The sequence below is a fragment of the Ruegeria sp. HKCCD6428 genome (genome assembly GCF_013110595.1).
Taxonomy (GTDB): Bacteria; Pseudomonadota; Alphaproteobacteria; order Rhodobacterales; family Rhodobacteraceae; genus Ruegeria.
The window spans coordinates 66,934-87,423 of record NZ_WVQX01000005.1 but is presented as its reverse complement, the minus strand read 5'-3'; the positions used below and the strand labels follow the sequence as shown (position 1 = coordinate 87,423).

At 60.9% G+C, this 20,490-nt stretch carries 22 protein-coding genes; 11 read left to right on the top strand and 11 right to left on the bottom strand.

Annotation, left to right across the window (positions count from 1 at the left end; all coding sequences use genetic code 11):
* Positions 1-5 precede the first annotated feature (5 nt).
* Positions 6-809 (top strand): ABC transporter permease, encoded by an 804-nt coding sequence (locus GS620_RS12990; RefSeq protein ID WP_171205671.1) that lies wholly within the window; start codon positions 6-8, stop codon positions 807-809.
* A gap of 75 nt (positions 810-884) precedes the next feature.
* Here the strand turns inward: GS620_RS12990 and GS620_RS12985 are convergent, their stop codons facing one another.
* The gene (locus GS620_RS12985; RefSeq protein WP_171616444.1) at positions 885-1,769 is read right to left on the bottom strand and encodes a DMT family transporter; all 885 of its coding nucleotides are present in this window, start codon (positions 1,767-1,769) and stop codon (positions 885-887) included.
* A 273-nt stretch (positions 1,770-2,042) separates the two neighbouring features.
* Between GS620_RS12985 and GS620_RS12980 the strand changes: the two genes are divergently transcribed.
* Both GS620_RS12980 and argF read left to right on the top strand, forming a co-directional pair.
* Entirely contained in the window at positions 2,043-3,230 is a 1,188-nt protein-coding gene (locus tag GS620_RS12980) for an aspartate aminotransferase family protein (protein ID WP_171616228.1), read from the top strand.
* A gap of 76 nt (positions 3,231-3,306) precedes the next feature.
* Positions 3,307-4,233, top strand: a complete 927-nt coding sequence (gene argF / locus GS620_RS12975; RefSeq protein ID WP_152457303.1) for an ornithine carbamoyltransferase — start codon at positions 3,307-3,309, stop codon at positions 4,231-4,233.
* Here the strand turns inward: argF and GS620_RS12970 are convergent.
* Together GS620_RS12970 and GS620_RS12965 are read right to left on the bottom strand one after the other, a co-directional pair.
* On the bottom strand, positions 4,230-4,826 hold the full coding sequence (locus tag GS620_RS12970; protein WP_371419741.1) for a ferric reductase-like transmembrane domain-containing protein: 597 nt from the start codon (positions 4,824-4,826) through the stop codon (positions 4,230-4,232). The two genes, argF and GS620_RS12970, sit on opposite strands and share 4 nt — an antisense overlap.
* Positions 4,827-4,834: 8 nt before the next feature.
* A complete protein-coding gene (locus GS620_RS12965) occupies positions 4,835-5,323 on the bottom strand; it encodes a twin-arginine translocation pathway signal (protein WP_171117607.1) in 489 nt (162 codons plus the stop codon).
* Between the two features lie 216 nt (positions 5,324-5,539).
* Here GS620_RS12965 and GS620_RS12960 point away from each other — a divergent pair, with 216 nt between their 5' ends.
* From GS620_RS12960 to GS620_RS12950, 3 genes are all read left to right on the top strand, one after another.
* Entirely contained in the window at positions 5,540-6,373 is an 834-nt protein-coding gene (locus GS620_RS12960) for a phytanoyl-CoA dioxygenase family protein (RefSeq protein ID WP_171616226.1), read from the top strand.
* Positions 6,374-6,492: 119 nt separating this feature from the next.
* Positions 6,493-7,455 (top strand): pirin family protein, encoded by a 963-nt coding sequence (locus GS620_RS12955; RefSeq protein WP_171616224.1) that lies wholly within the window; start codon positions 6,493-6,495, stop codon positions 7,453-7,455.
* A gap of 79 nt (positions 7,456-7,534) precedes the next feature.
* The gene (locus GS620_RS12950) at positions 7,535-8,509 is read left to right on the top strand and encodes a 2-dehydropantoate 2-reductase (protein WP_171616222.1); all 975 of its coding nucleotides are present in this window, start codon (positions 7,535-7,537) and stop codon (positions 8,507-8,509) included.
* 9 nt (positions 8,510-8,518) lie between these two features.
* Here the strand turns inward: GS620_RS12950 and GS620_RS12945 are convergent, their stop codons facing one another.
* The 3 genes from GS620_RS12945 to hrpB form a co-directional block, all read right to left on the bottom strand.
* Positions 8,519-9,994, bottom strand: a complete 1,476-nt coding sequence (locus GS620_RS12945; protein ID WP_171616220.1) for an inorganic phosphate transporter — start codon at positions 9,992-9,994, stop codon at positions 8,519-8,521.
* Between the two features lie 89 nt (positions 9,995-10,083).
* Complete coding sequence (locus GS620_RS12940) at positions 10,084-10,542, bottom strand: NUDIX hydrolase (protein WP_152457326.1); 459 nt, start codon at positions 10,540-10,542, stop codon at positions 10,084-10,086.
* A gap of 168 nt (positions 10,543-10,710) precedes the next feature.
* Positions 10,711-13,185: an ATP-dependent helicase HrpB gene (gene hrpB, locus GS620_RS12935; protein ID WP_371809806.1), complete on the bottom strand. Its 2,475-nt coding sequence runs from the start codon at positions 13,183-13,185 to the stop codon at positions 10,711-10,713.
* 188 nt (positions 13,186-13,373) lie between these two features.
* Between hrpB and meaB the strand changes: the two genes are divergently transcribed.
* The 4 genes from meaB (at position 13,374) to GS620_RS12915 (ending at position 16,091) form a co-directional block, all read left to right on the top strand.
* Positions 13,374-14,345, top strand: a complete 972-nt coding sequence (gene meaB / locus GS620_RS12930) for a methylmalonyl Co-A mutase-associated GTPase MeaB (protein WP_171170748.1) — start codon at positions 13,374-13,376, stop codon at positions 14,343-14,345.
* A 186-nt stretch (positions 14,346-14,531) separates the two neighbouring features.
* On the top strand, positions 14,532-14,819 hold the full coding sequence (gene rpmB / locus GS620_RS12925; protein WP_050603240.1) for a 50S ribosomal protein L28: 288 nt from the start codon (positions 14,532-14,534) through the stop codon (positions 14,817-14,819).
* Positions 14,820-15,226: 407 nt separating this feature from the next.
* On the top strand, positions 15,227-15,577 hold the full coding sequence (locus GS620_RS12920; RefSeq protein WP_171616218.1) for a hypothetical protein: 351 nt from the start codon (positions 15,227-15,229) through the stop codon (positions 15,575-15,577).
* 40 nt (positions 15,578-15,617) lie between these two features.
* Entirely contained in the window at positions 15,618-16,091 is a 474-nt protein-coding gene (locus tag GS620_RS12915; protein WP_152457330.1) for a copper chaperone PCu(A)C, read from the top strand.
* Between the two features lie 92 nt (positions 16,092-16,183).
* Here the strand turns inward: GS620_RS12915 and GS620_RS12910 are convergent, their stop codons facing one another.
* Complete coding sequence (locus GS620_RS12910; RefSeq protein WP_171616216.1) at positions 16,184-16,792, bottom strand: HdeD family acid-resistance protein; 609 nt, start codon at positions 16,790-16,792, stop codon at positions 16,184-16,186.
* A gap of 61 nt (positions 16,793-16,853) precedes the next feature.
* Positions 16,854-17,552 carry an NAD-dependent deacylase gene (locus tag GS620_RS12905; protein WP_171616440.1) on the bottom strand — a complete coding sequence of 233 codons (699 nt, stop codon included), beginning with the start codon at positions 17,550-17,552 and terminating at the stop codon, positions 16,854-16,856.
* Positions 17,553-17,580: 28 nt separating this feature from the next.
* Between GS620_RS12905 and GS620_RS12900 the strand changes: the two genes are divergently transcribed.
* Positions 17,581-18,024: a low molecular weight protein-tyrosine-phosphatase gene (locus tag GS620_RS12900; protein WP_171616214.1), complete on the top strand. Its 444-nt coding sequence runs from the start codon at positions 17,581-17,583 to the stop codon at positions 18,022-18,024.
* On the opposite strand, the gene GS620_RS12895 is transcribed toward GS620_RS12900, so the two are convergent.
* The 3 genes from GS620_RS12895 to GS620_RS12885 form a co-directional block, all read right to left on the bottom strand.
* Positions 18,021-18,974 (bottom strand): LysR family transcriptional regulator, encoded by a 954-nt coding sequence (locus GS620_RS12895; protein ID WP_171117629.1) that lies wholly within the window; start codon positions 18,972-18,974, stop codon positions 18,021-18,023. The two genes, GS620_RS12900 and GS620_RS12895, sit on opposite strands and share 4 nt — an antisense overlap.
* Before the next feature lie 65 nt (positions 18,975-19,039).
* Entirely contained in the window at positions 19,040-19,348 is a 309-nt protein-coding gene (locus GS620_RS12890; protein ID WP_171616212.1) for a hypothetical protein, read from the bottom strand.
* A gap of 2 nt (positions 19,349-19,350) precedes the next feature.
* A complete protein-coding gene (locus GS620_RS12885) occupies positions 19,351-20,451 on the bottom strand; it encodes a Hint domain-containing protein (protein ID WP_171616211.1) in 1,101 nt (366 codons plus the stop codon).
* Positions 20,452-20,490 lie beyond the last annotated feature (39 nt).

Here is a 20,490-nt window from a genome sequence, read left to right as displayed (position 1 = left end):
AAATCATGCAAAATCCCGCAGATCAGACCGCGCGTCGCTTCGGAGCAGTCAACTGGATGGGCCTGTACACGCTGGCGCAGCGCGAAACCCTGCGTTTTCTGGCCGTCTGGACGCAGACGGTTCTGGCACCACTGGTTACGGCGGGGCTGTTCCTGTTGATCTTCACCATCGCCATCGGACCCAGTCGGCCCGATGTCATGGGGGTGCCGTTTGTGATGTTTCTGGCACCGGGGATCATGATGATGACGGTGATCCAGAATGCCTTTGCCAATACCTCGTCCTCGATGGTGATCGCCAAGGTGCAGGGCAATATCGTCGATACTTTGATGCCACCGCTGTCACCGCTCGAGATTCTGCTGGGCTATCTCGCGGGTGGCATTGCCCGAGGCGTGATGATCGCACTGGTGATCTCGATTGCGTTCTTGGTCTTGCTCTCCATTGCGCCTCAGCACCCCCTGATCGCGCTGACCTTTGTTGTTCTGGGTGGGGCATTAATGGGCGCGTTGGGCCTGTTTGCCGGTATCTTCGCCAACAAGTTCGACCAGATGGCAGCAATCACCAACTTTATCGTCACGCCGCTGGCCTTCCTGTCGGGTACGTTCTACTCGGTCGAGGCGCTGCCGCCCGTGCTGAACCGCCTGACCCACCTGAACCCGGTGTTCTATCTGATCGATGGTTTGCGCTATGGAATGATCGGAGTGTCCGACAGCTCTCCGTGGCTGGGGATGGCGGTATGTACGTTTGCGACTTTCGTGATCGGAGCCATCACCTGGCTGATGCTGCGCACCGGATATCGCCTCAAGGCTTAGGGCGGCCTGGCCATCGCGGCTGGTTGCAAAGGCCGGGATACAGACCCACCCGTTCCCGCCGTGCGGGGCAGGCTCTCAGGCACGGCGCCGCACCGCTTCTCGCCAGACCAGGATCAGCCCGCCGGCCAGGATGGTCGCAGATCCGACCAGACTGATCCAGTCGGGGATCACATCAAAGACCGCAAAGTCGTAAAGGGCGGCAAAGATCAGCGTGGCATAGCTGATAGGGGCCACGAAGGATGCATCCGCCCGCGCCATGCCGTTGACGAAACAGGCCTGGGCGCAGGCCATCAGAACGCCGATCCCCACCAATGCCGCCCACTGCTGCGGGGTTGGCATCTGAAAGACGAAGCTGACGGCTAAAGTGGCGATCAGCAAACCCATCGCGTTGTTGATCAGCAGGATCTGCATCGGTGGCTCGCGCCCGGACAGCTTTTTGATGAAAATCAGCTCCATCCCGATCAGCGCAGCCGCCGCCAGCGCCAGAAGGGCTGCGGGCTGAAAGCTGGCGGGGGTCGGGCGCAGCAGGATCATCGCGCCCGTCAAGGCGACAGCCGCCGCCAGCCAGCGCCAAGGACCAACCCGCTCTTGCAGCAGCGGAATGGCCAGCACCATACCAAAGACAGGGTTCAGAAAGGATATGGCCGTCGCATCCGCCATCGGAATGAAGGCAACCGATGCGAACATCAATGTCACCCCCGCCCAGCCAAAACTGGTCCGCCCGACGTGAAGCCCCCAGTGGGGCCGCACCAACCGGGGCCGCAGAGTTGCAACCGCCAGCACAATCGCCAGCAGGGCAAACAGAAACCGCCCGTGACTGATCTGCATGGCGTGCAAGGGCGGGCCCAACGCATCCGTCCCCAGCGCCTTGGCCAGCAGCGTCGTCGCCGCGATAAAGGCGGTGGCGACAAAAATGAGCGCAGCGGCAAGCGGTGGATTGTGGTGCTTGGGTTGGAACATGGCCAAGCGGTGCGCGGTTGCACAGGCTTTGGCAAGGGCAAAATTCGATCCCTGCAAAATATCGGCTTCCCAACCTGCGCAAGCATCGCTATACGGTCGGCCATGATCAAACATGTGCATATCCAACTGCTCCGACGCCGACGCATCTTTGCGTAACCGGCCTGTTTGATCTCGTGTGCCCGGCAAATCGGCACAGAACTCACCAAAATTGTTGACGAACAGGGCCTTCGTGTATCACTCACGAGGCTCATACTACCTGAAAAGGATGATCCCATGATCCCGTCCGTTCTGCCGACCTATAACCGTGCGCCCCTGACATTCGTGAAGGGCGAAGGCGCCTGGCTGACCGAGGCGGATGGCCGACGTTTCTTGGACCTCGGCGCAGGGATCGCCGTGAACGCGCTGGGCCATGCCCATCCGGCATTGGTGGCCGCGCTGACGGACCAGGCCCATGCGCTGTGGCATGTCTCGAACCTGTACAACATTCCTCAGCAACAGGCGTTGGCTGACAAGCTGGTGGAACACAGTTTTGCCGATACGGTTTTCTTTACGAACTCCGGCACGGAATCCTGCGAACTGGCCGTGAAAATGGCCCGCAAGTATTTCTATAACAAAGATCAGCCCGAGCGGGTCGAGATCATCACTTTCGATGGTTCGTTCCACGGCCGGTCGTCAGCGGGCATCGCCGCTGCCGGGTCCGAGAAAATGACCAAGGGCTTCGGCCCTCTGCTGCCGGGTTTCGTGCATGTGGCCTTCGGCGATCTGGACGGCGTGACCGACGCCATCACCGACAAGACCGCCGCGATCCTGATCGAGCCCATCCAAGGCGAGGGCGGTATTCGCCCCGTCCCCGACGCCGAACTCAAGGCGCTGCGTCAGATCTGCGACGACAACGGGCTATTGCTGATCCTTGATGAAGTCCAGTGCGGCGTCGGCCGGACAGGCAAGCTCTTTGCCCATCAATGGGCCGGCATCACACCTGATATCATGATGGTCGCCAAAGGCATCGGCGGGGGCTTCCCGCTGGGGGCCGTCCTGGCGACGGAGGACGCGGCATCCGGCATGACCGCAGGCACCCACGGTTCGACCTATGGCGGCAACCCGCTGGGCTGCGCGGTGGGCTGCGCGGTGATCGATCATGTGGCAACACCTGCCTTTTTGGAAAGCGTCAACCGCAAGGCGGGCCTGCTGCGCCAAAAGCTCGAAGCCCTGATCGCAGATCACCCCGACGTGTTCGAAGAGGTGCGCGGATCGGGCCTGATGCTCGGCCTCAAGTGCAAGCCTGCCAATATCGACGTGGTCAATGCAGGTTATGACAACCTCGTCATCACCGTTCCCGCCGCCGACAACGTGATCCGCCTGTTGCCGTCTCTCACCCTGACCGAGGACGATATCGCTCAGGCCATGATCCGCCTCGACAAGGCCGCCCGGCAGATCGAGACCCAACTCCAAACCGCCTGACCTTCATCTTTTCCCAAATACTCCGGGGGTCCGGGGGCAGCGCCCCCGGCAACCGACAGCCAGGAAACGAACCGACATGAACCATTTTCTTGATATCCACAAAACCGATTCCACCGATCTGCGGGCCATGATCGATCAGGCGGGCGTGATGAAACAGGCGCGTTTGGGCCGCCCCAAGGCCGCCCCTGACGACGAACAACCGCTGAAAGATCGCATGGTGGCGCTGATCTTCGAAAAACCTTCGACGCGGACGCGCGTGTCTTTCGACGTGGGCGTGCGCCAGATGGGCGGGCAGACCATGGTGCTGTCCGGCAAGGACATGCAGCTGGGTCACGGCGAAACCATCGCCGACACCGCCCGCGTGCTGTCGCGCTATGTCGACATGATCATGATCCGCACCTTTGATGAAACCATCCTGACCGAAATGGCTGAATACTCGGACGTGCCGGTGATCAACGGCCTGACCGACCGCACCCATCCCTGCCAGATCATGGCTGACGTTCTGACATTCGAGGAACATCGCGGCCCCATCGCTGGCAAAAAGGTGGTCTGGACCGGTGATGGCAACAATGTCTGCGCTTCCTTCCTGCACGCCGCCGGTCAATTCGGATTCGATCTAACCTTCACCGGACCGGCTCAGCTTGACCCGGAAGAGGAGTTCATGGGGTTTGCCCGTCAAAAAGGTTCGAAAATCGTGATCGAAAGGGATCCGCACAAAGCGGTGGAAGGTGCGGACCTCGTCGTCGCGGATACCTGGGTTTCGATGCATGATTCCCAGTCGGCCAAAGAGCGCCGCCACAACATGCTGCGCCCATATCAGGTCAATGCTGAACTCATGTCGCATGCCAAACCGGATGCGCTGTTCATGCATTGCCTGCCGGCCCACCGCGAGGAAGAAGCGACCTCCGAGGTCATGGATGGACCGAACTCGGTCATTTTTGATGAAGCCGAAAACCGTCTGCATGCACAAAAGGCGGTGATGCGCTGGTGCCTAGGCGTCTAAGGGCGTCGACGGATATCCCAAACTTTCAATTTGGCGAGCGTACTTGCGCTCGCCAAGAGGACCAGCGCGCAAAGCGCTGTTTTGGTCACGATCTCCATCGTGCCTTCGATCAGCATGGCGTGAACAAGGCTGCCGACAATTGTCACCCCGGCCAGTGCGGTGTGGCTCAGCCGCCAAAGACGAAAGCGCTGGCGCAGACGTTTGCGGAAGACCCCTAACAGGGCCGCCCCGAAAGCGGCCCACATGGCAATGACACCCCAGGCCGAGAACGGCGTTGGCGATACGAACAACAACGCATCCACCACATCCGGCGGGCTGGTAAGCCACAACCCCGCGACATGGACCACAATCGCCAGCACCAGGGTCAGACCGATCCAGCGGTGAATGTGGCGGCTTATCACTGCGGACAAGCCCGGAAGGTATCTTCCGGCCAGAAGCGGCTGCAGCAACAGCAGGCCCAAGCTCAGAATTCCGGCAAACCCGGCGAGGATATAGGTTGGATCGCGCCACGCAAGATACGGGCTGCCTGCCGCAGCGATTAAAGGAACGGCAAGGGCGGCGATCAGGGTCGCCCAAATGACACCGGTTCGGATCACCGGGATCAGAGCGGTTGCAACACGAAATGCGCAGCCAGTGTCTTGTCTTTGGAACTGGACATCACAGGCCGCAGGAACACGGTTTCGAACGCGCCGCTGTCATAGGCCAGATGCCCGTGCGGTTGACCGAATGCAGGAACGATCTGCGGCATTTCCAGGCGGAATTCACCCTTTTCATCCGTCAAGGTCGCCCCATGGCTTTGCGGGTCACGCTCGTGCCCTTCTGTGGTATGGGCCCAGATCTGAATGCGCTGGCCGGGCAGGGGAGCGCCATCGCCCGCCCGTCGTACGGTGCCGGTCATCCAGAACCCGCCGCCACCGATCCGGTCCACGATTGGCGCACCGGGGCGATAGTTGTTCGATCCGCCCCGCATCGAAGGCGTCGGCGCAATCCCGGCTGCGCGGGCAGGCACCAAAAGCCCTGTGGCGCCGGTCGCCAAAACGGCAACACCTTGGGTGATCAGGGAACGACGGGACAGCAACGCATCTGTCATCGAGAAACCTCCAATACGCGATCCAATCTTGTCAGTCTGCGGCTTCCATCTGAAACATAGCATGTTTCTTTCAAAATCCGAGGCCGTGCGCGGTTGGATTCCCGCGCCCTCACGGTTCTGTGAGTGATTCCGGGTCGTCGAAACGAATCTCTTTGACCTCTGGCGGTGCGTGGTGCGATGCTCGGGGCCACCGAACCACATCGGGATGATCCTTCCATGACGACAGCAGATCTGGTTACACAGGAAGACATTGCCGCCTTCCAACGCGATGGCGCTATTGTTCTGCGGTCGAAATTCTCATCCGACTGGTTGTCATTGCTGCGTGCAGGTATCGACGCCGATCTTGACAATCCGACCGATAATTTCACCCGTCATACCAAGGATCCGAACGCCCCGGGCTATTACGAAGACTACTGGGCCTGGAACAAAATCTCGCAATTCAACGAATTCGTTCATAAGTCCCCCTGCGCACCGCTTGCCGCCGGGTTGCTGGGGGCGCCATCCATCAACCTTGTCATGGACAACTGGTTCCTGCGCGAGGCCGGCTCGACCTCGCGCCCGCCCTTCCATCAGGACCTGTCGTACTTCGACTTCGAAGGCACGATGTGCGTCCTTTGGCTGCCGCTGGAACCCGTGACCAAGGAAAACGGCATCGCATTCGTGAAGGGTTCACACCTGTGGGACAAGCTGTTCATGCGGGTGCGGTTTGCCGATGGGCATCCCAGCTATGAGCCCACCGAAGTCGCCGGGCTGACCTATCACCCGCCACCCGATGTCAATGCCGACCCCGGCGCGTATGAGTTGCTGCAATGGGATCTGGAGCTTGGGGATTGTATCTTTTTCGACATGCGAACGCTGCATGGCGGGCTGTCCTCGACCACGCCGTCGGAAACGGTGCGGCGCTTCACCCTTCGCATGACGGCACCTGATGGTGTCATCCGGTATCGCGGCGACTGGGCCAAGGACGAGCGCGCGCAGTTCGAGGCGGCAGGCTATGGCGAGGGGGATCGGATTGACGGGCCGTTTTTCCCGCAACTCTGGCCGCGTTGATTGGAACGGCGCCGCACTCAATCTGTGCGATTGTGCACTTTATGGGCTGCTTTGCGTGGCTATTTCTTACCTGAGTGAACGCGGGTGGCCTGACCATCTGCAACGAAGGGAGAGCTGAAATGAGTTGGAACCCGACACACAATCCGGACTGCATCTCGGAGAATCCGGCGCTGGACACATTAATCATCCCGCGTGCCCGTGACCTGGGAGGGTTCGAAGTGCGCCGCGCGTTGCCTTCGGTAAAACGACAGTTGGTGGGCCCGTTCATCTTTTTCGATCAAATGGGCCCCGCTGAATTCATCACCGAAGGCGGCATCGACGTGCGGCCCCACCCCCATATCGGACTGGGCACGGTCACCTATCTGTACCAGGGCGAATTCGAGCACCGTGACAGCCTTGGCACACATCAGATGATCTATCCCGGCGAGGTCAACTGGATGGTTGCAGGGCGTGGTGTCACCCATTCCGAGCGCACCAGTGACGAAACGCGCGGCAGGAAACACAGCCTGTTCGGCATTCAGACCTGGATCGCCTTGCCCGAAGCGCATGAGGATATGGCCCCGGATTTCGAACATCACAAACAGGCCGCGTTGCCGCATATTCAGGATGCAGGCGTCAGCGCCCGGTTGATCCTGGGTTCAGCCTATGGTGAGACCAGCCCGGTCACGATGCTGTCCGAAACCTTCTATCTCGACGTGCAATTGGAACCCGGCGCGTCTTTGCCTCTGCCTGACGACCACGAAGATCGAGGTGTCTATGTCACGCAAGGTTCGGTCGAAATCGCGGGTGACAGGTTTGACGAGGGCCGCATGATGGTGTTCCGGCCCGGGGACAAGCTGTCTGTCAAGGCCGGTGCGCTGGGCGCGCGGCTGATGCTGCTGGGCGGAGCGACCCTGAATGAAGACCGCTACATCTGGTGGAATTTCGTTTCGTCTTCGAAGGAAAAGATCGAAACCGCAACCCGTGAGTGGAAAAGCGCCGATTGGGCCAATGGTGCATTTCAACTGCCTCCGGGTGACGATCAGGAATTTATCCCTATTTCCAAAGAGCTTGAGCGCACCAAACCCCGGCTGGCCCGCTAGCGCGTGACGTCGGGGGCAAGCGGGCTTGTGTCACAGGACGTTTGCGGTGATCCTTTTCGGGTGTACCGGAGGGGGTATCATGAAACTTGTCCTTGCAGGCGCGGGCAGCATCGGCTGTTACTGTGGTGCTTTGCTGGCCCGGTCGGGGCACTCCGTGACCTTGCTGGGCCGCGCCCGTGTGCTGGACCCGATCCGAGAGCACGGGCTGAAGGTTACTGACTTTGATGGCCTTGATTACACGGTCCCGCCGGAATCTCTGACGCTCAGCGAAGATCCGGCCTGTCTGGATCAGGCCGAACTGGTCATCGTCACCGTCAAATCGGGTGCAACCGCAGACATGGCCGAACAAATTGAGCGCTTTGCGCGGCAGGATGCCCCGATCCTGTCCTGGCAAAACGGGATCGAGGCCGCCGAGACGTTGCGCAATGCCCTTCCCGGGCGCGACATACGCGCCGGAATGGTTCCGTTCAACGTGGTGCCAACTGCCCCCGCCACCTATCATCGGGCCACGTCCGGAGAGATCGTCATCCAAAGCGGTGCTGGTGATCTGGCCGCGCAGCTGAGCAGCGCAGACCTTCCCGTCACGTCCAGCGACCAGATCGAAGCCGTGCAATGGGGCAAGTTGGTGATCAACCTGAACAATGCGCTCAATGCCTTGTCGGGCCTCACGCTGGTGGATCAGCTGATGAACCGCGACTGGCGCAATCTCATGGCGGATCAGATGTCCGAGGCGCTGACCGTCCTCAAGGCGGCGGGTCATCCCGTGGCTTCGACCACACCGCTTCCGGCATGGATGACCCCGCATATTCTGCGGCTGCCGACACCGCTGTTCACCAGGATCGCGGCCCGGATGCTGACAATCGACCCGAGCGCGCGAACGTCCATGGCCTATGACCTCATGGCTGAGCGGCAAACGGAAATTGACAGCCTGCAAGGTCAAATCATCCGGATGGGTCACGAAACCGGAGTGCCGACACCCATCTGCACGCAGGTGTCTGACCTGATCAAACATGCACCCGATCACCCGTTGTCGCCGGAACAGATCAGGCTCTGACGTCATCCCTCAGGCGAACGCGGTCAGCACCCAGTAAATGACGGCCGACATGGTTGCGGCGGCGGGCACGGTGACTACCCACGCGGCCACGATGGTCATGAAATGCGACCGCCGTACCAGCTTGCGACGGCGGTATTCTTCCGGGGCAAGGTGTTGTGCTTTGCGTTGAAGCTTTCCCCGTTTGCGCCGGCGCTCGGAATCCCACTCGCGGTAGAAGCCGACGCCAAAGACTGCTCCAACAGCGATATGGGTCGAACTGACCGGCAGGCCAAGCCAGCTGGCCAGAATCACGGTGATCGCCGCCGACAGGGCAACGCAAAAGGCGCGTATCGGGTTCAGCTTTGTGATCTGGCGGCCCACCATCCGAATGAGCCTGGGGCCGAACAGGAACAGACCGAAGGAAATCCCGAACGCTCCGATGATCATCACCCAAAGCGGGATTGGAACTTTCGCGGCGAACTCTCCGAACTCGGCTGCGTGGACAATCGCAGCCAGCGGGCCGACCGCATTGGCCACGTCATTTGCGCCGTGGGCAAAGCTCAGGAACGTGGCCGAGATCACAAGCGGCAGGCCAAACAGCGTCTTCAGCGACCGGGTCCGGTTCTCCATCCCTTCGGATCTGCGTTTGACCCACGGGACGGTCACGGACCAGGTCAGCAGCCCCACGCCCAACCCGATCAACAGGGCCATCTTGGGGTCGATATGCACGATCCGTTGCAGGCCTTTGACGGACAGATAGGTGGCAAAGGCCCCCGCCATCACCGCCAAAAGGATAGGTACCCATTTTCGCGCGGCGGCGATCTTGTCGTCCTGATTTTGGATTTTCGACTTGATCAGCGCCAGAAAAGCCGCGGCAACCGCCCCCCCGAGCATCGGCGAAATCACCCAGCTGGCTGCAATTGCACTCATCGTGCCCCAGCTCACCGCGCTCAGGCCCGCTGCTGCAATGCCTGCACCCATCACCCCGCCCACGACTGAATGCGTTGTGGACACAGGGGCGCCGATCCAGGTCGCCAGGTTGACCCACATGGCCGAAGATATCAGCGCTGCCATCATGGCCCAGATGAACACCTCGCTGTTTTGCACCGAGGCGGGGTCGACAATCCCCTTTGAGATGGTCGAGACCACGTCACCCCCCGCAAGCAACGCACCTGCGCTTTCGGCTATGGCGGCGATCACGATGGCGCCGCCCATGGTAAGCACATTCGCACCGACCGCTGGGCCCATGTTGTTGGCCACGTCATTGGCACCGACATTGATCGCCATATAGGCCCCGAACGCGGCCGCCGCGACCACGACATTGCTGCCATCCGCCCGACCGAACAGGACCGCCGCCGTCAGCCCGGCAAGCGCCATGAAGGCCAGTGCGACCCCCGGTGCCAGCAGGTGGCGCGCGACATGGATGTTGGCGGTTTCGACCCGCGAAATTCGGTGCAGGTCGCTGTCCAACGTTTGCCAGCGTGGTTTCGGATTCGTGTCAGACATGAACTTGGTCAGATATTGAAAGATCGTGCGCCACTAACGGTATCCGGATGCTCAGGCAAGCTGGGTGCCATCGAAATGTTGCGAATTCCTTACAATCTGCGCAACAAAGCCTGAAGCTCGGGCTCTTGCACCAGGGTGGCAGCTTCAGCCGGCGCAAACCAGCCGCGCTCGCGCTGATCGGCCTCGGGAAAGTCATCGGCCAGCGCACGCACCGATATCCTGTAGACATTGGTCAATACCGGTTGCGCCGATCCGTCTTTGAGGATCTTGTCGTAGGTGAATTGGCCGATGGGTTCATCGTGAACCGCATCCGCGCGCACCCCGGCCTCTTCCCAGGCCTCCTGAAGGGCTGTTTCCGCGCCACTCAAACCATCGATGGGCCAGCCTTTCGGGATGATCCAGCGTTTGGTGTCACGGCTGGTGATCAGCAAGACCTGGTCCTGCCCGTCATAAGTGCGGGTGCACAACGCCGCAAACTGCACCCGTCGGGGGCGCAGGAACAGCGGTCGTCCTACCTCTTCCCAGATATTTTGCAGCCATGCATTCATCAGCTATTTTGTCAGTCTACTCTATGCCTTCAAAGTTGATACGACTTAACAACGGAAATGGTGAGTTTCAATTAAACCTTCCAGTTTTGGCCGGGTTTGGCCGATTTTTTGAGGGTTTTCTGGGTTGTTTTGTGGATTGTGGGCAAGGCTCGGGCTTTGCTGACGGCTCTAGTCACGTCTGCGTTTTGCCCTCAGCGTGGGATCAGCCTGGGTCGGGTCTTCGGGCCAGGGGTGTTTGGGGTATTGCGCCCTCATGTCCTTGCGTACATCCGCGTAAGAGCCTGCCCAGAAACCGGGCAGGTCACGCGTTATCTGGATCGGGCGCTGCGCCGGTGACAGCAGAGTGATCTTCAAAGGCTGGCCGCCGATCGCCGGGTGTCGGGTCACGCCAAACACTTCCTGCAAGCGGACCGAGATTTCCGGCACGGCCGCGCTGTAATCAATTGGAACCTTGCGCCCCAGCGGCGTTTCAAATGACCCCGGAGCTCGCCGGTCCAGTTCCTGCATCTGTGCCCAGTCCAACCGCGCGCGCAGGGCGGGCAAAAGGTCGAATTTCTTCCAGTCTTCAGCGCTTTTGACCCCTGACAGCATGGGCAGCAACCAGTCCTCCATGTCGGCCATCAGGCCTGCGACCGAAAAATCGGGCAGATCGACGCCATCGGCGCGCACCAGTTCGACACGGGCGGCCAAGCGCGCGGCGGCACCCTCCAGCCGCAGGCCAAGATCGCGTATCCCATCCAGCATCGCGCGGGCCACGGCGTCGTCCGGGACGTCCTTCCATATGCGGTCGTCCAATGTGATCGCGCCGAACCGCTCTTGCCGCCGCGACACGACCCGCCGCTCGCGTTTGGACCAGGCGCAGGTCTCGACCCAGCCGATCTGATCCGCGAACAGATCGCGGATGTCGCGTTCCGAAATCTGGGTGGCCATCCGGACCTTCGCCTCGCGCGGGTTGCCATCCGTGTCGATGGCGACCAGAAACGGCGCGTTGGCCAGTGAATCCGCACTGTCAAGAACAACGCCTTTCCCCCCTGACAGCACATAGCGCGGCGCGTCACCCTTGCGCCGCTGCCCGATGCGGTCAGGATAGGCCAGCGCAGCCATGGCGGCGGAGCTCAGATCGGCCGAGTCGCCCTTGACCTGTTTCCGCAGCCGTCTGGTCTCGGCATTGATCCGATCCACTGCGCCCATGTTGACCTGCCAGACCCTGTTGCGCTGAAAGGCCCGGGGATCGCGCAGCGCCTCTTGCCGCAGGGTGATATCCACCGGCGCACCGCGAAGGGGGTCACGCTCGGCCATCAACGCCGCCAACGGGGCGGCGTTCGGACCGGCCCGCACAAGCATGTGCCCCAGCCGGGTATGCAAGGGCAGTGCCGCCAGGGCGCGCCCATGTTCGGTGATCCGTCCATTGGTGTCGAGTGCGCCCAGCATCGTCAGCAAAGCCCGCGCCTCGGCCATCGTCCCTTCGGGAGGTGGAGTCAGGAAGGCAAGATCGGCCGGGTCGGCGCCCCACAGGGACAGCTCCAGCGCCAGCCCGGTCAGGTCAGCCGCTTCGATCTCGGCAGGCGGGTAGGCGGCCAGCGCACCGTCTTCCCCCTTCGACCAGAGCCGGTAACACACCCCTTCGGCCACCCGTCCGGCCCGGCCCGCGCGCTGTGTGGCCTCGGCCCGGGTCACCCGTTCGGTCACCAGCCGGGACATGCCCGATCCCGGATCGAACCGAGCCCGCCGGGCCTGTCCCATATCCACCACGACCTTGATGTCGGGGATCGTCAGCGAGGTTTCGGCAATCGACGTCGCCAGCACGACTTTGCGCCCATGTTCCACCGGGGCATTCGCGGCACGCTGGGCTGCAAAGGGCATGGCTCCGAATAACGGGCGCACCACGCAACTGTCGGGCAACCGACCGTTCAAAAGGCTTTCAGCGCGTCGGATTTCGCCCTCTCCTGGCAGGAAAACCAGAATTCCGCCGCCGGATTTTTGCGTCTCACGCTCGGCCTGCACCACCAGATCGATCAACGCATCCAACCGTCGCGCTTGCGGCCCCAATGGCCGATCCAGCCAGCGCGTCTCAACCGGAAAACTGCGCCCGTCCGATGTGACCAGAGGCGCCGCCATCAACGCACCGACGGGATCCGCATCCAGCGTGGCTGACATGGCCAGCAGGATCAGATCGTCCCGCAATGCGTCGGTCACCTCGAGGCACAAGGCCAGCCCCAGATCGGCGTTCAGAGATCGTTCGTGGAATTCATCGAAAATCACTGCGCCAATTCCCGGCAGATCCGGGTTGGATTGCAGCATCCGGGTCAGGATGCCCTCGGTCACCACCTCGATCCGGGTGTCTTTCGACACTTTCGCCTCGCCGCGCACACGGTATCCCACGGTCTGGCCCGCGCGCTCTCCCAACGTCTCGGCCATCCGTTCGGCCGCGGCCCGGGCCGCCAGCCGCCGGGGTTCCAGCATCACGATCCTGCCATCGCACAAACCCGCCTCGAGCATTGCCAGGGGAACCCGCGTGGTCTTGCCCGCCCCCGGTGAGGCCTGCAATACCGCGCGACCCTGCGCGCGCAATCTGTCCAGCAGTTCGGGAATGGCGTCGTCGATGGGCAGGCGTATCGTCATCCGGCTCTTATCGGCGATCATGCAGGTGGCGTCCAGTTCCTGCACCGCGCGTGTTCTGGTGACACTGGGGCTGCAGGTCCAACCCTGAACGGCCAAGCGACGCACGAATTGACGCAGCTTTCGCTTTGATCGTATTTCCGGCGACCTGCGGTCTGGACAAACACCCCCCGAGCGCGGCAACTATTCCTGCCTCTAGGATCGGGACAAGAATGCAGACAGACAGCCTCAGCGACAGGATTTTGAAGGGCGAGCGCCGGGCGCTGGCTCGCGCGATCACACTGGTGGAAAGCAATCGTGCCGATCATCGTGCACAGGCCAGCGAGCTGTTGGCCCAGCTCGCGGGATCGGGGCGTCAGGCGCTCCGGATCGGTTTGTCGGGTACGCCCGGGGTGGGCAAGTCCACCTTCATCGAAAGCTTTGGCATGATGCTGACGGGGCAGGGGCTGCGTGTCGCGGTTCTGGCAGTCGATCCCAGCTCTGCCCGTTCAGGGGGCTCGATTCTGGGGGACAAAACCCGGATGGAACGCCTGAGCCGCGAGAAGAACGCCTTTATCCGCCCCTCCCCCAGCCAGAGCCATCTCGGGGGCGTTGCCCGACGGACGCGTGAGGCCATCGCCCTATGCGAGGCCGCAGGCTATGACGTGGTGCTGATTGAAACCGTGGGCGTCGGGCAGTCCGAAACGGTGGTGTCCGAATTGTCGGACCTGTTCCTGTTGCTGTTGGCCCCGGCGGGTGGGGACGAATTGCAGGGTGTCAAACGTGGCATCATGGAGATGGCCGATATCATCCTGATCAACAAGGCGGATGGCGACCTGAAGGCCACGGCGACCCGGACATGCGCAGACTATGCCGGTGCGTTGCGATTGCTGCGCAAGCGCCCGCAGGATCCCGAAGGTTTCCCCAAGGCAATGACCGTTTCAGCGGTCGAAGAACAGGGGCTGGAGCAAGCCTGGCACGAGATGCAATTCCTGACCCGGTGGCGCCGCGACAACGGTATCTGGGAAGCCAACCGGGCCGCCCAGGCGCGATACTGGTTCGATCAGGAAGTCCGCCATGCCCTTCTGGCCCGGCTCGACACGCCGCAGGCCAAGGCCGAGATGGAACGCCTGAACGCCGAAGTCTCGGCCGGGCGTCTGAACCCGGCCCGCGCGGCCGAGGAACTGCTTGGCACGCTGAGCTGACGGGGTGAAAGGGGGCAAGGTTTCAAAGGCGGGCGCAAAATGAAAGAATTCGTTCGGTCCGTCTTGACCCTTCCTGCGATTCCCACTACACGCATCCAACCAGTTTTCGGGCGCGACTTCGGGTTGTGCCCCTTGTGATTTGGCCGAGGGCTTTGTGCCCGGCCTCCAGAAACAAAGGAAGAAACCATGTCGCGCCGTTGCGAACTGACCGGAAAAGGCCCGATGACTGGCAACAATGTCAGCCATGCCAAAAACAGAACTCGTCGTCGTTTCCTGCCGAACCTGAATGACGTTACCCTGCAGTCCGAGACCCTGGGCCGCGGCGTGAAGCTGCGCATCTCGGCAGCCGCCCTGCGTTCGGTTGACCACCGCGGTGGTCTGGACGCATTCCTGGCAAAAGCCAAGGATGAAGAACTGTCGGCGAACGCACTGAAAGTGAAGAAGGAAATCGCCAAGGCGCAAGCCACGGCCTAAGCCTTTTCGCGGATTGATTTTCAGGCCCTGCACCTCTTTGGTGCAGGGCTTTTTCGTTTTGAGCCGCCCGCTGCAGCCCGACACTGTTTTCAATTTCGAAATTATTTTCCGCTATTGGTGAATTGCTTCACATACGGAATGCCGAATCTGACCTATCGTCACTGTCATTCATCAGGCGGGGGCCTCACTATGACGTTAAAAAGTTTCTACCTTTTCCTGTTTCTGGCCGCGGTTTTTCGCAAAGCAATTTCGGCTTGTACGCGGATGCAGCGCAGGGTGAATCGTTCCCACACCAGCTTCAATACAAGCAAGGTGAAACGACCGGGAATTGATTACTGAAACCAGCTTCAAGCGCGACCCTTTGGCGCTTGAAGCTACTCTGCCGACTGACCTATACCCGGGTCAGGATGAGACCAGCCATAACACGATTCCTGCCTTATGTTCTGTCCCTGCTTTTGGTTCTGACCGGGCAGGGCCTTGCCGTGTCCCGCGGCATGGACAGGGCCGTGGGTCAGATGGTGTTGTGCACAGGCACCGGTCCGGTCGTTGTCTATATGGACGAAAACGGACAGCCCACCGCGCCACCGCATTACTGCCCGGATTACGCACTGTCCCTGATGGGCGCGGTCGCCGTTGCCCTGCCGCCCATGCCTATGGCGCCAGAGCGGGCGCAGATAGCGCCGCTGCGACATCTGGTCAATCAAATCGCCTTGCCGGTCCCCGGCACCCCGGCGCGCGCGCCGCCTGTACGTGTTTGAAGACGCTACTTTTTCAAACCTACAATACAGGAGAGGCACGATGTCCCTCAAAACTACTCTGTTTGCAACCCTGGCCGCCGTGACCCTGGCCATGCCTGCTTTTGCCGAAGGCACTATCAAAGTTGATGACGCCTATGCCCGGTCGTCGGGAAAGACCGCTAAGGCAGGCGCCGCGTTCATGATGATCCAGAATCTGGGCGATGCGGACGACCGTCTGGTCGGCGTGACGTCGGATGCCGCTGCCCGGGTTGAACTGCATACGCACAAAGTCGACGACAATGGCGTGGCCAAGATGGTGCATGTCGAGGAAGGCTTTGCCATTCCGGCAGGTGAAACCCACATGCTGAAACGTGGCGGCGACCACGTGATGTTCATGGGGCTGACCGAACCGTTCGAGCAGGACGCCATGGTTCCGGTGACGCTGATCTTTGAAAAGGCTGGCGAGGTTGAAATCGAAATCCCGGTCGATCTGGAGCGTCAGGACATGGGCGGGCACGGATCTCATTCGAACTAGGGCAACGCCTGTCTTCGGGCCGCGCTGCGGCCGTCATCCATGCGTCAGGCCGGGCATTGCCCGGCCTGTTGTTTCTGCGGCCGCCACTGGTGCTATTTGTTGATGGTTTTCATACCAACACGGTCACCGGCCTGGCGGAAACGGGATGCCAGCCAGAACATGACCGCGGCAATGGCCAGCGCCGAAAAGGCGATGCCCCATCCCAGCGCAACAAGCGCGACCGCTGGCCAGATCATCAAAACAAGTCCGACCACAAGCGCGACAAAACCCGAAACGCGCATGGAGCCGCGTTGAGGGTCTCTCTCGTGCATTTGCCCAGATGCCGCCAGCGAGCCGATCCCGATGATCAGCGCCCATGCGCCCATCAGGAAAAAGGCCAGTTTGACCGTCCCTTCCGGCCAGATCAGCAGGACAAGCCCGATCAGAAGCGCACCGATTGCAGCGCCGCCCATTACCCCACGACGCCCAACGCCCAAAAGCGTCAGGCCACCATCGAGGATCAGCAGCACACCAACCAGCCGCAGCAGCAACGCGATGCTGCCAGACGGCCAGAACAGTGCTGCAATACCGACAAGCCCAGCCAGTATTCCGCGCAGCAGAAAGGTCCACCACAGGCTGGAAAGCTGCTCTCCAAGCATGTCGCGCCCGGCCATGCTGCCTTCATCCAGAATTTCACCAGTCCGGGGGTCCTGATCCGTCATTTCTTGTCCTCCAGTCGTTTCGGGGGCAGTCTAACCGAATTAAGCGAGTGTTGTCTGTACTTTAACTGTGCGGCGCAAGCAGGTGCCCGACCCATCGCGGAACTGTCTGGGTCGCTTTGCCGACAAGTCTTTCATCAAACCCGGATGCGCCCGGCGACGGTTCCAGATTGATCTCGATCGTCCGAGCGCCCGCCGCTTGTGCCTCGTGCACGAACGCTGCCGCCGGATAAACCTGACCCGAGGTGCCAATGGCGGCAAAAAGCGACGCGCTGGTCAGGTGGTCATAAATCTCGTCCATGAAATAGGGCATCTCTCCAAACCAGACCACATCGGGCCGGGCCGTGGGCCGCGCACAGGCGGGGCAGGATTCCCCAACCGCCATTTCGGGCGGGGCGGTCCAGCGATGGCCACAGGCTGAACACAGCGCGCCCGCCAAAGTTCCGTGCATGTGGATGACATCCTTTGCGCCGCCGGCCTCGTGCAGGCTGTCCACGTTCTGGGTCACGATCACGACGTCCCCGGGCCAGTCCCGTTGGAGCCGGGCCAGTGCCTCATGAGCGGCATTGGGTTGAACTTTGGAGGCCTGAACCCGCCGCGCATTGTAAAACCCTTGAACCAGTGCAGGGTCGCGGGCGAATCCTTCCGGTGTGGCTACATCCTCGATGCGGTGCTGGGCCCATAATCCACCCTCATCGCGAAAGGTGCTCAACCCGCTTTCGGCGGATATTCCGGCCCCGGTCAGAATCACGATCTTTTCCATTTCTCCTCCGCGCGGTACAGCATGGTACATGTCACACCGTATCCTCTTTGTCTGCCTGGGCAATATCTGCCGCTCGCCTGCGGCAGAGGGCGTTTTTCGCGCCCGCGCGCCGCATCACGTAACCGATAGTGCCGGAACCATGGGCTGGCATGCGGGGAAACCGCCCTATGGCCCGATGCAGGCAGCTGCGAAGGTCAGGGGAATCGACTTGGGCGACCTGCGCGCCCGTCAGTTCACCGCTGCCGATTTCGACCGCTTCGACCTGATCCTGGGCATGGACGCCAACATCATCGCGGATATCGAGGATCTGCGCCCCGTCGGCAGTGACACCCCGGTGCGCCTGCTGACCGATTTCGCCCCTGAAGCCGGCGCGGATCATGTGCCTGACCCATATTACACGCGGGATTTCGATGGCGCTCTGGACCTGATCGAAGCGGCGGTCGAGGGGCTTGCCGCCCATCTGGACAGTTAGCCGCCGATCACCCGCAGCGATCCGCTCAGCCAGGGCAGTTTGGCCAAAGCCGGGTCAACGATCTGGTTCTGCATCAGACGCCGTGTCATGCCCGCCACCTCCTGCGGTACCTGATCGGACCAGCCCGTTCGCGCCAGCAATGATATGCTGCGCGAGAAATCCCCGAACGGGGCAGCGTGGGCCTCCAGCCCGTCATGGAACCGCGCGGCGCGCATGAAACCCAGCGGCGTCGTGATCGCCCAACCCAGACCCCGTGCAACCATGGCCATCAGCGCCATGTGCGAGCCGATCTCGAACCGTTCCTCGAACTCCTGCGCGCCGCGCGCCATATGCGCCTCGATCTGCCGGCTGATCAACTGCTCGCGGGCATAGCGCAGATACGGCAGGCTGTTCTGCACAGCCTCCACTCCGCCCGCCCCCTGAGGCGCAACCAGAATGAACGGATCCCGGACCAGAGGGTACTCGACCACCCCCTCCAGCACTTCTCCGCTATGGGCGGTGACGGCCATATGCAGGCGTTGTTCGGCCAAGGCCTCGAACAGATCGAGGCTCGACAAGGTGATCAGCTTGAAATTCGATCGGGTCAGACTGTCTGCCAGCAACGTGGCCAGCCGCGGGGTCAGATCATTGTCGAAGTCGTCGATCAGCCCGATGGACAAAGTGGTCAGATGCCCCAGATCCATGACTGACAATTCGCTTTGTGCCATTTGCAGCTCGGCCAGAACCGCCTCGGCGCGCACCAGAAAGCTGCGCCCGGCCTGTGTCAGGCGCATCGGTCGGCGCCCGTGATCGACCAGTTCGGTGCCCAGAGCCTTTTCCAGATTGCGCAACTGTTGGGAAACGGATGGCTGGCTGAGCCCCGTGATCTCGGCGGCCTGTGCCACCGATCCCGTCCGCGCCAAAGCCTCGAACACCTCAAGGCCCCGCAGGGTCAGCCCTTTCATCACCATAAGATACACCTTTCGCTGCGCCTTTCTGGGGCGCAGCGTGGATCAGGTCAAGGTTTCAGAAGGGCTTAGCTGCAGATCGCCTGTGCCATCTGGCCAAAGTTCTGATACCGGTCCCACAGCGCATCATCGCGCGCGGTCTGCGACATCTTTAACTGTTGCGCCTGATGGGGGTCAGTGAACCACTTGGCCACGGTTTTCTGATCGCTATGGGTAAGCGCCTGATCTGCTACGCGCTGGATGCAACTGCACCGATCCCGCGTCGCTGCTGACCGATCCGACGCCAGACACGCCCGCTTGATCTGCGCCGCGTCCGCAACCGGAGCCACAGCCGTCAGCGATGCCGCACAAAATGCGATTAAGAGTAACTGTTTCATGCTCATGCCTCGTTTTTGCCTGCCCGGAGGGATCTTGCGCCCCTCTCGGCCTGCGGCGAAGTATGAATCAAACTGGAGTTTGGATCAACGGACAAGATGCTGTTGATCAGGAATGTTGCCTCTTTTCTCTTCAGCGTCAGCCTCGCGGTTTCAACGGCATATGTATCCTGATCGACCAGGCTGCGAAAGAACAGATCATCCGGGTTCTGGCCGCTGGTGGATGGTGCCAGCAGCAGGCTTTCGGAAATTGCTCCGTTGGCGTTAATGACATTATGTGTCTCAAGCAGCAGATGATGGTAAATTGCACTGTTTTCTCTGCACAATGTTGCAATGCTCGCATCAACAAGGCTGATGGCTGGAACAAACACTTCGTTCTCTGCACAAAGGATTTCAGCCAAAGGGTGCGTAACCAGCATTCTGTGTTGCTGTGACACTTTCAAAGGCGCGAAATTCGAAAGCGTTCCCTCGGGAATTTCGACCATTCTGAAACGTCCGGCTGTGATGACAGCCTGTTCGCCCGTCCAGATGACGGGTAGATAGCCATTGTCACGGGTCCAAATCTCATCACCCGGCTTCAGCATTTCGATGGGGCGGTATCCGGATTTGGTTTCGATCAGTGTCCCACGGCAGTAGCAAATGGGGCTGACATATGCGTTTGATGCGAAGCTTGGGCCTTCTTGTGTACTGACGACCGTCAGAGGGACTCCGGCTGGTGGAAACTGTCCGGGTCCGCCGATGAATGCGATGCCCTCGACGGTTCCATATGCCGGTGATGAGTTGTTCACGTTGAACGCAACCGCCTGCCACGTGGTTGTCCCGTCTGTCAAAGTAATACCATATTCGGCTTCAACACGCGTGCCGCTGGCGAAAAGCGTAACATCGATTGTCTGATCGCCGTTTAACCGCTGATTGCCATCATTGTCGGAAAAGTTGGTGTCCGATCCGGCATCCGTGATGAAAACTTCGGTCGCAGTGCGCGAATTGATTGTAATCGTCTCGCCAATAAGATGTATCCCCGTGCCCTGATTGATCCCGTCCAGACCCTGCGCCACAGAGACGGACAATTGACCTTCACCCAACACAAAGATCGAATAATCGGCCAAGTCTTCCCTGCTTTCTGTTTTTGAAACGGCCAGATGATG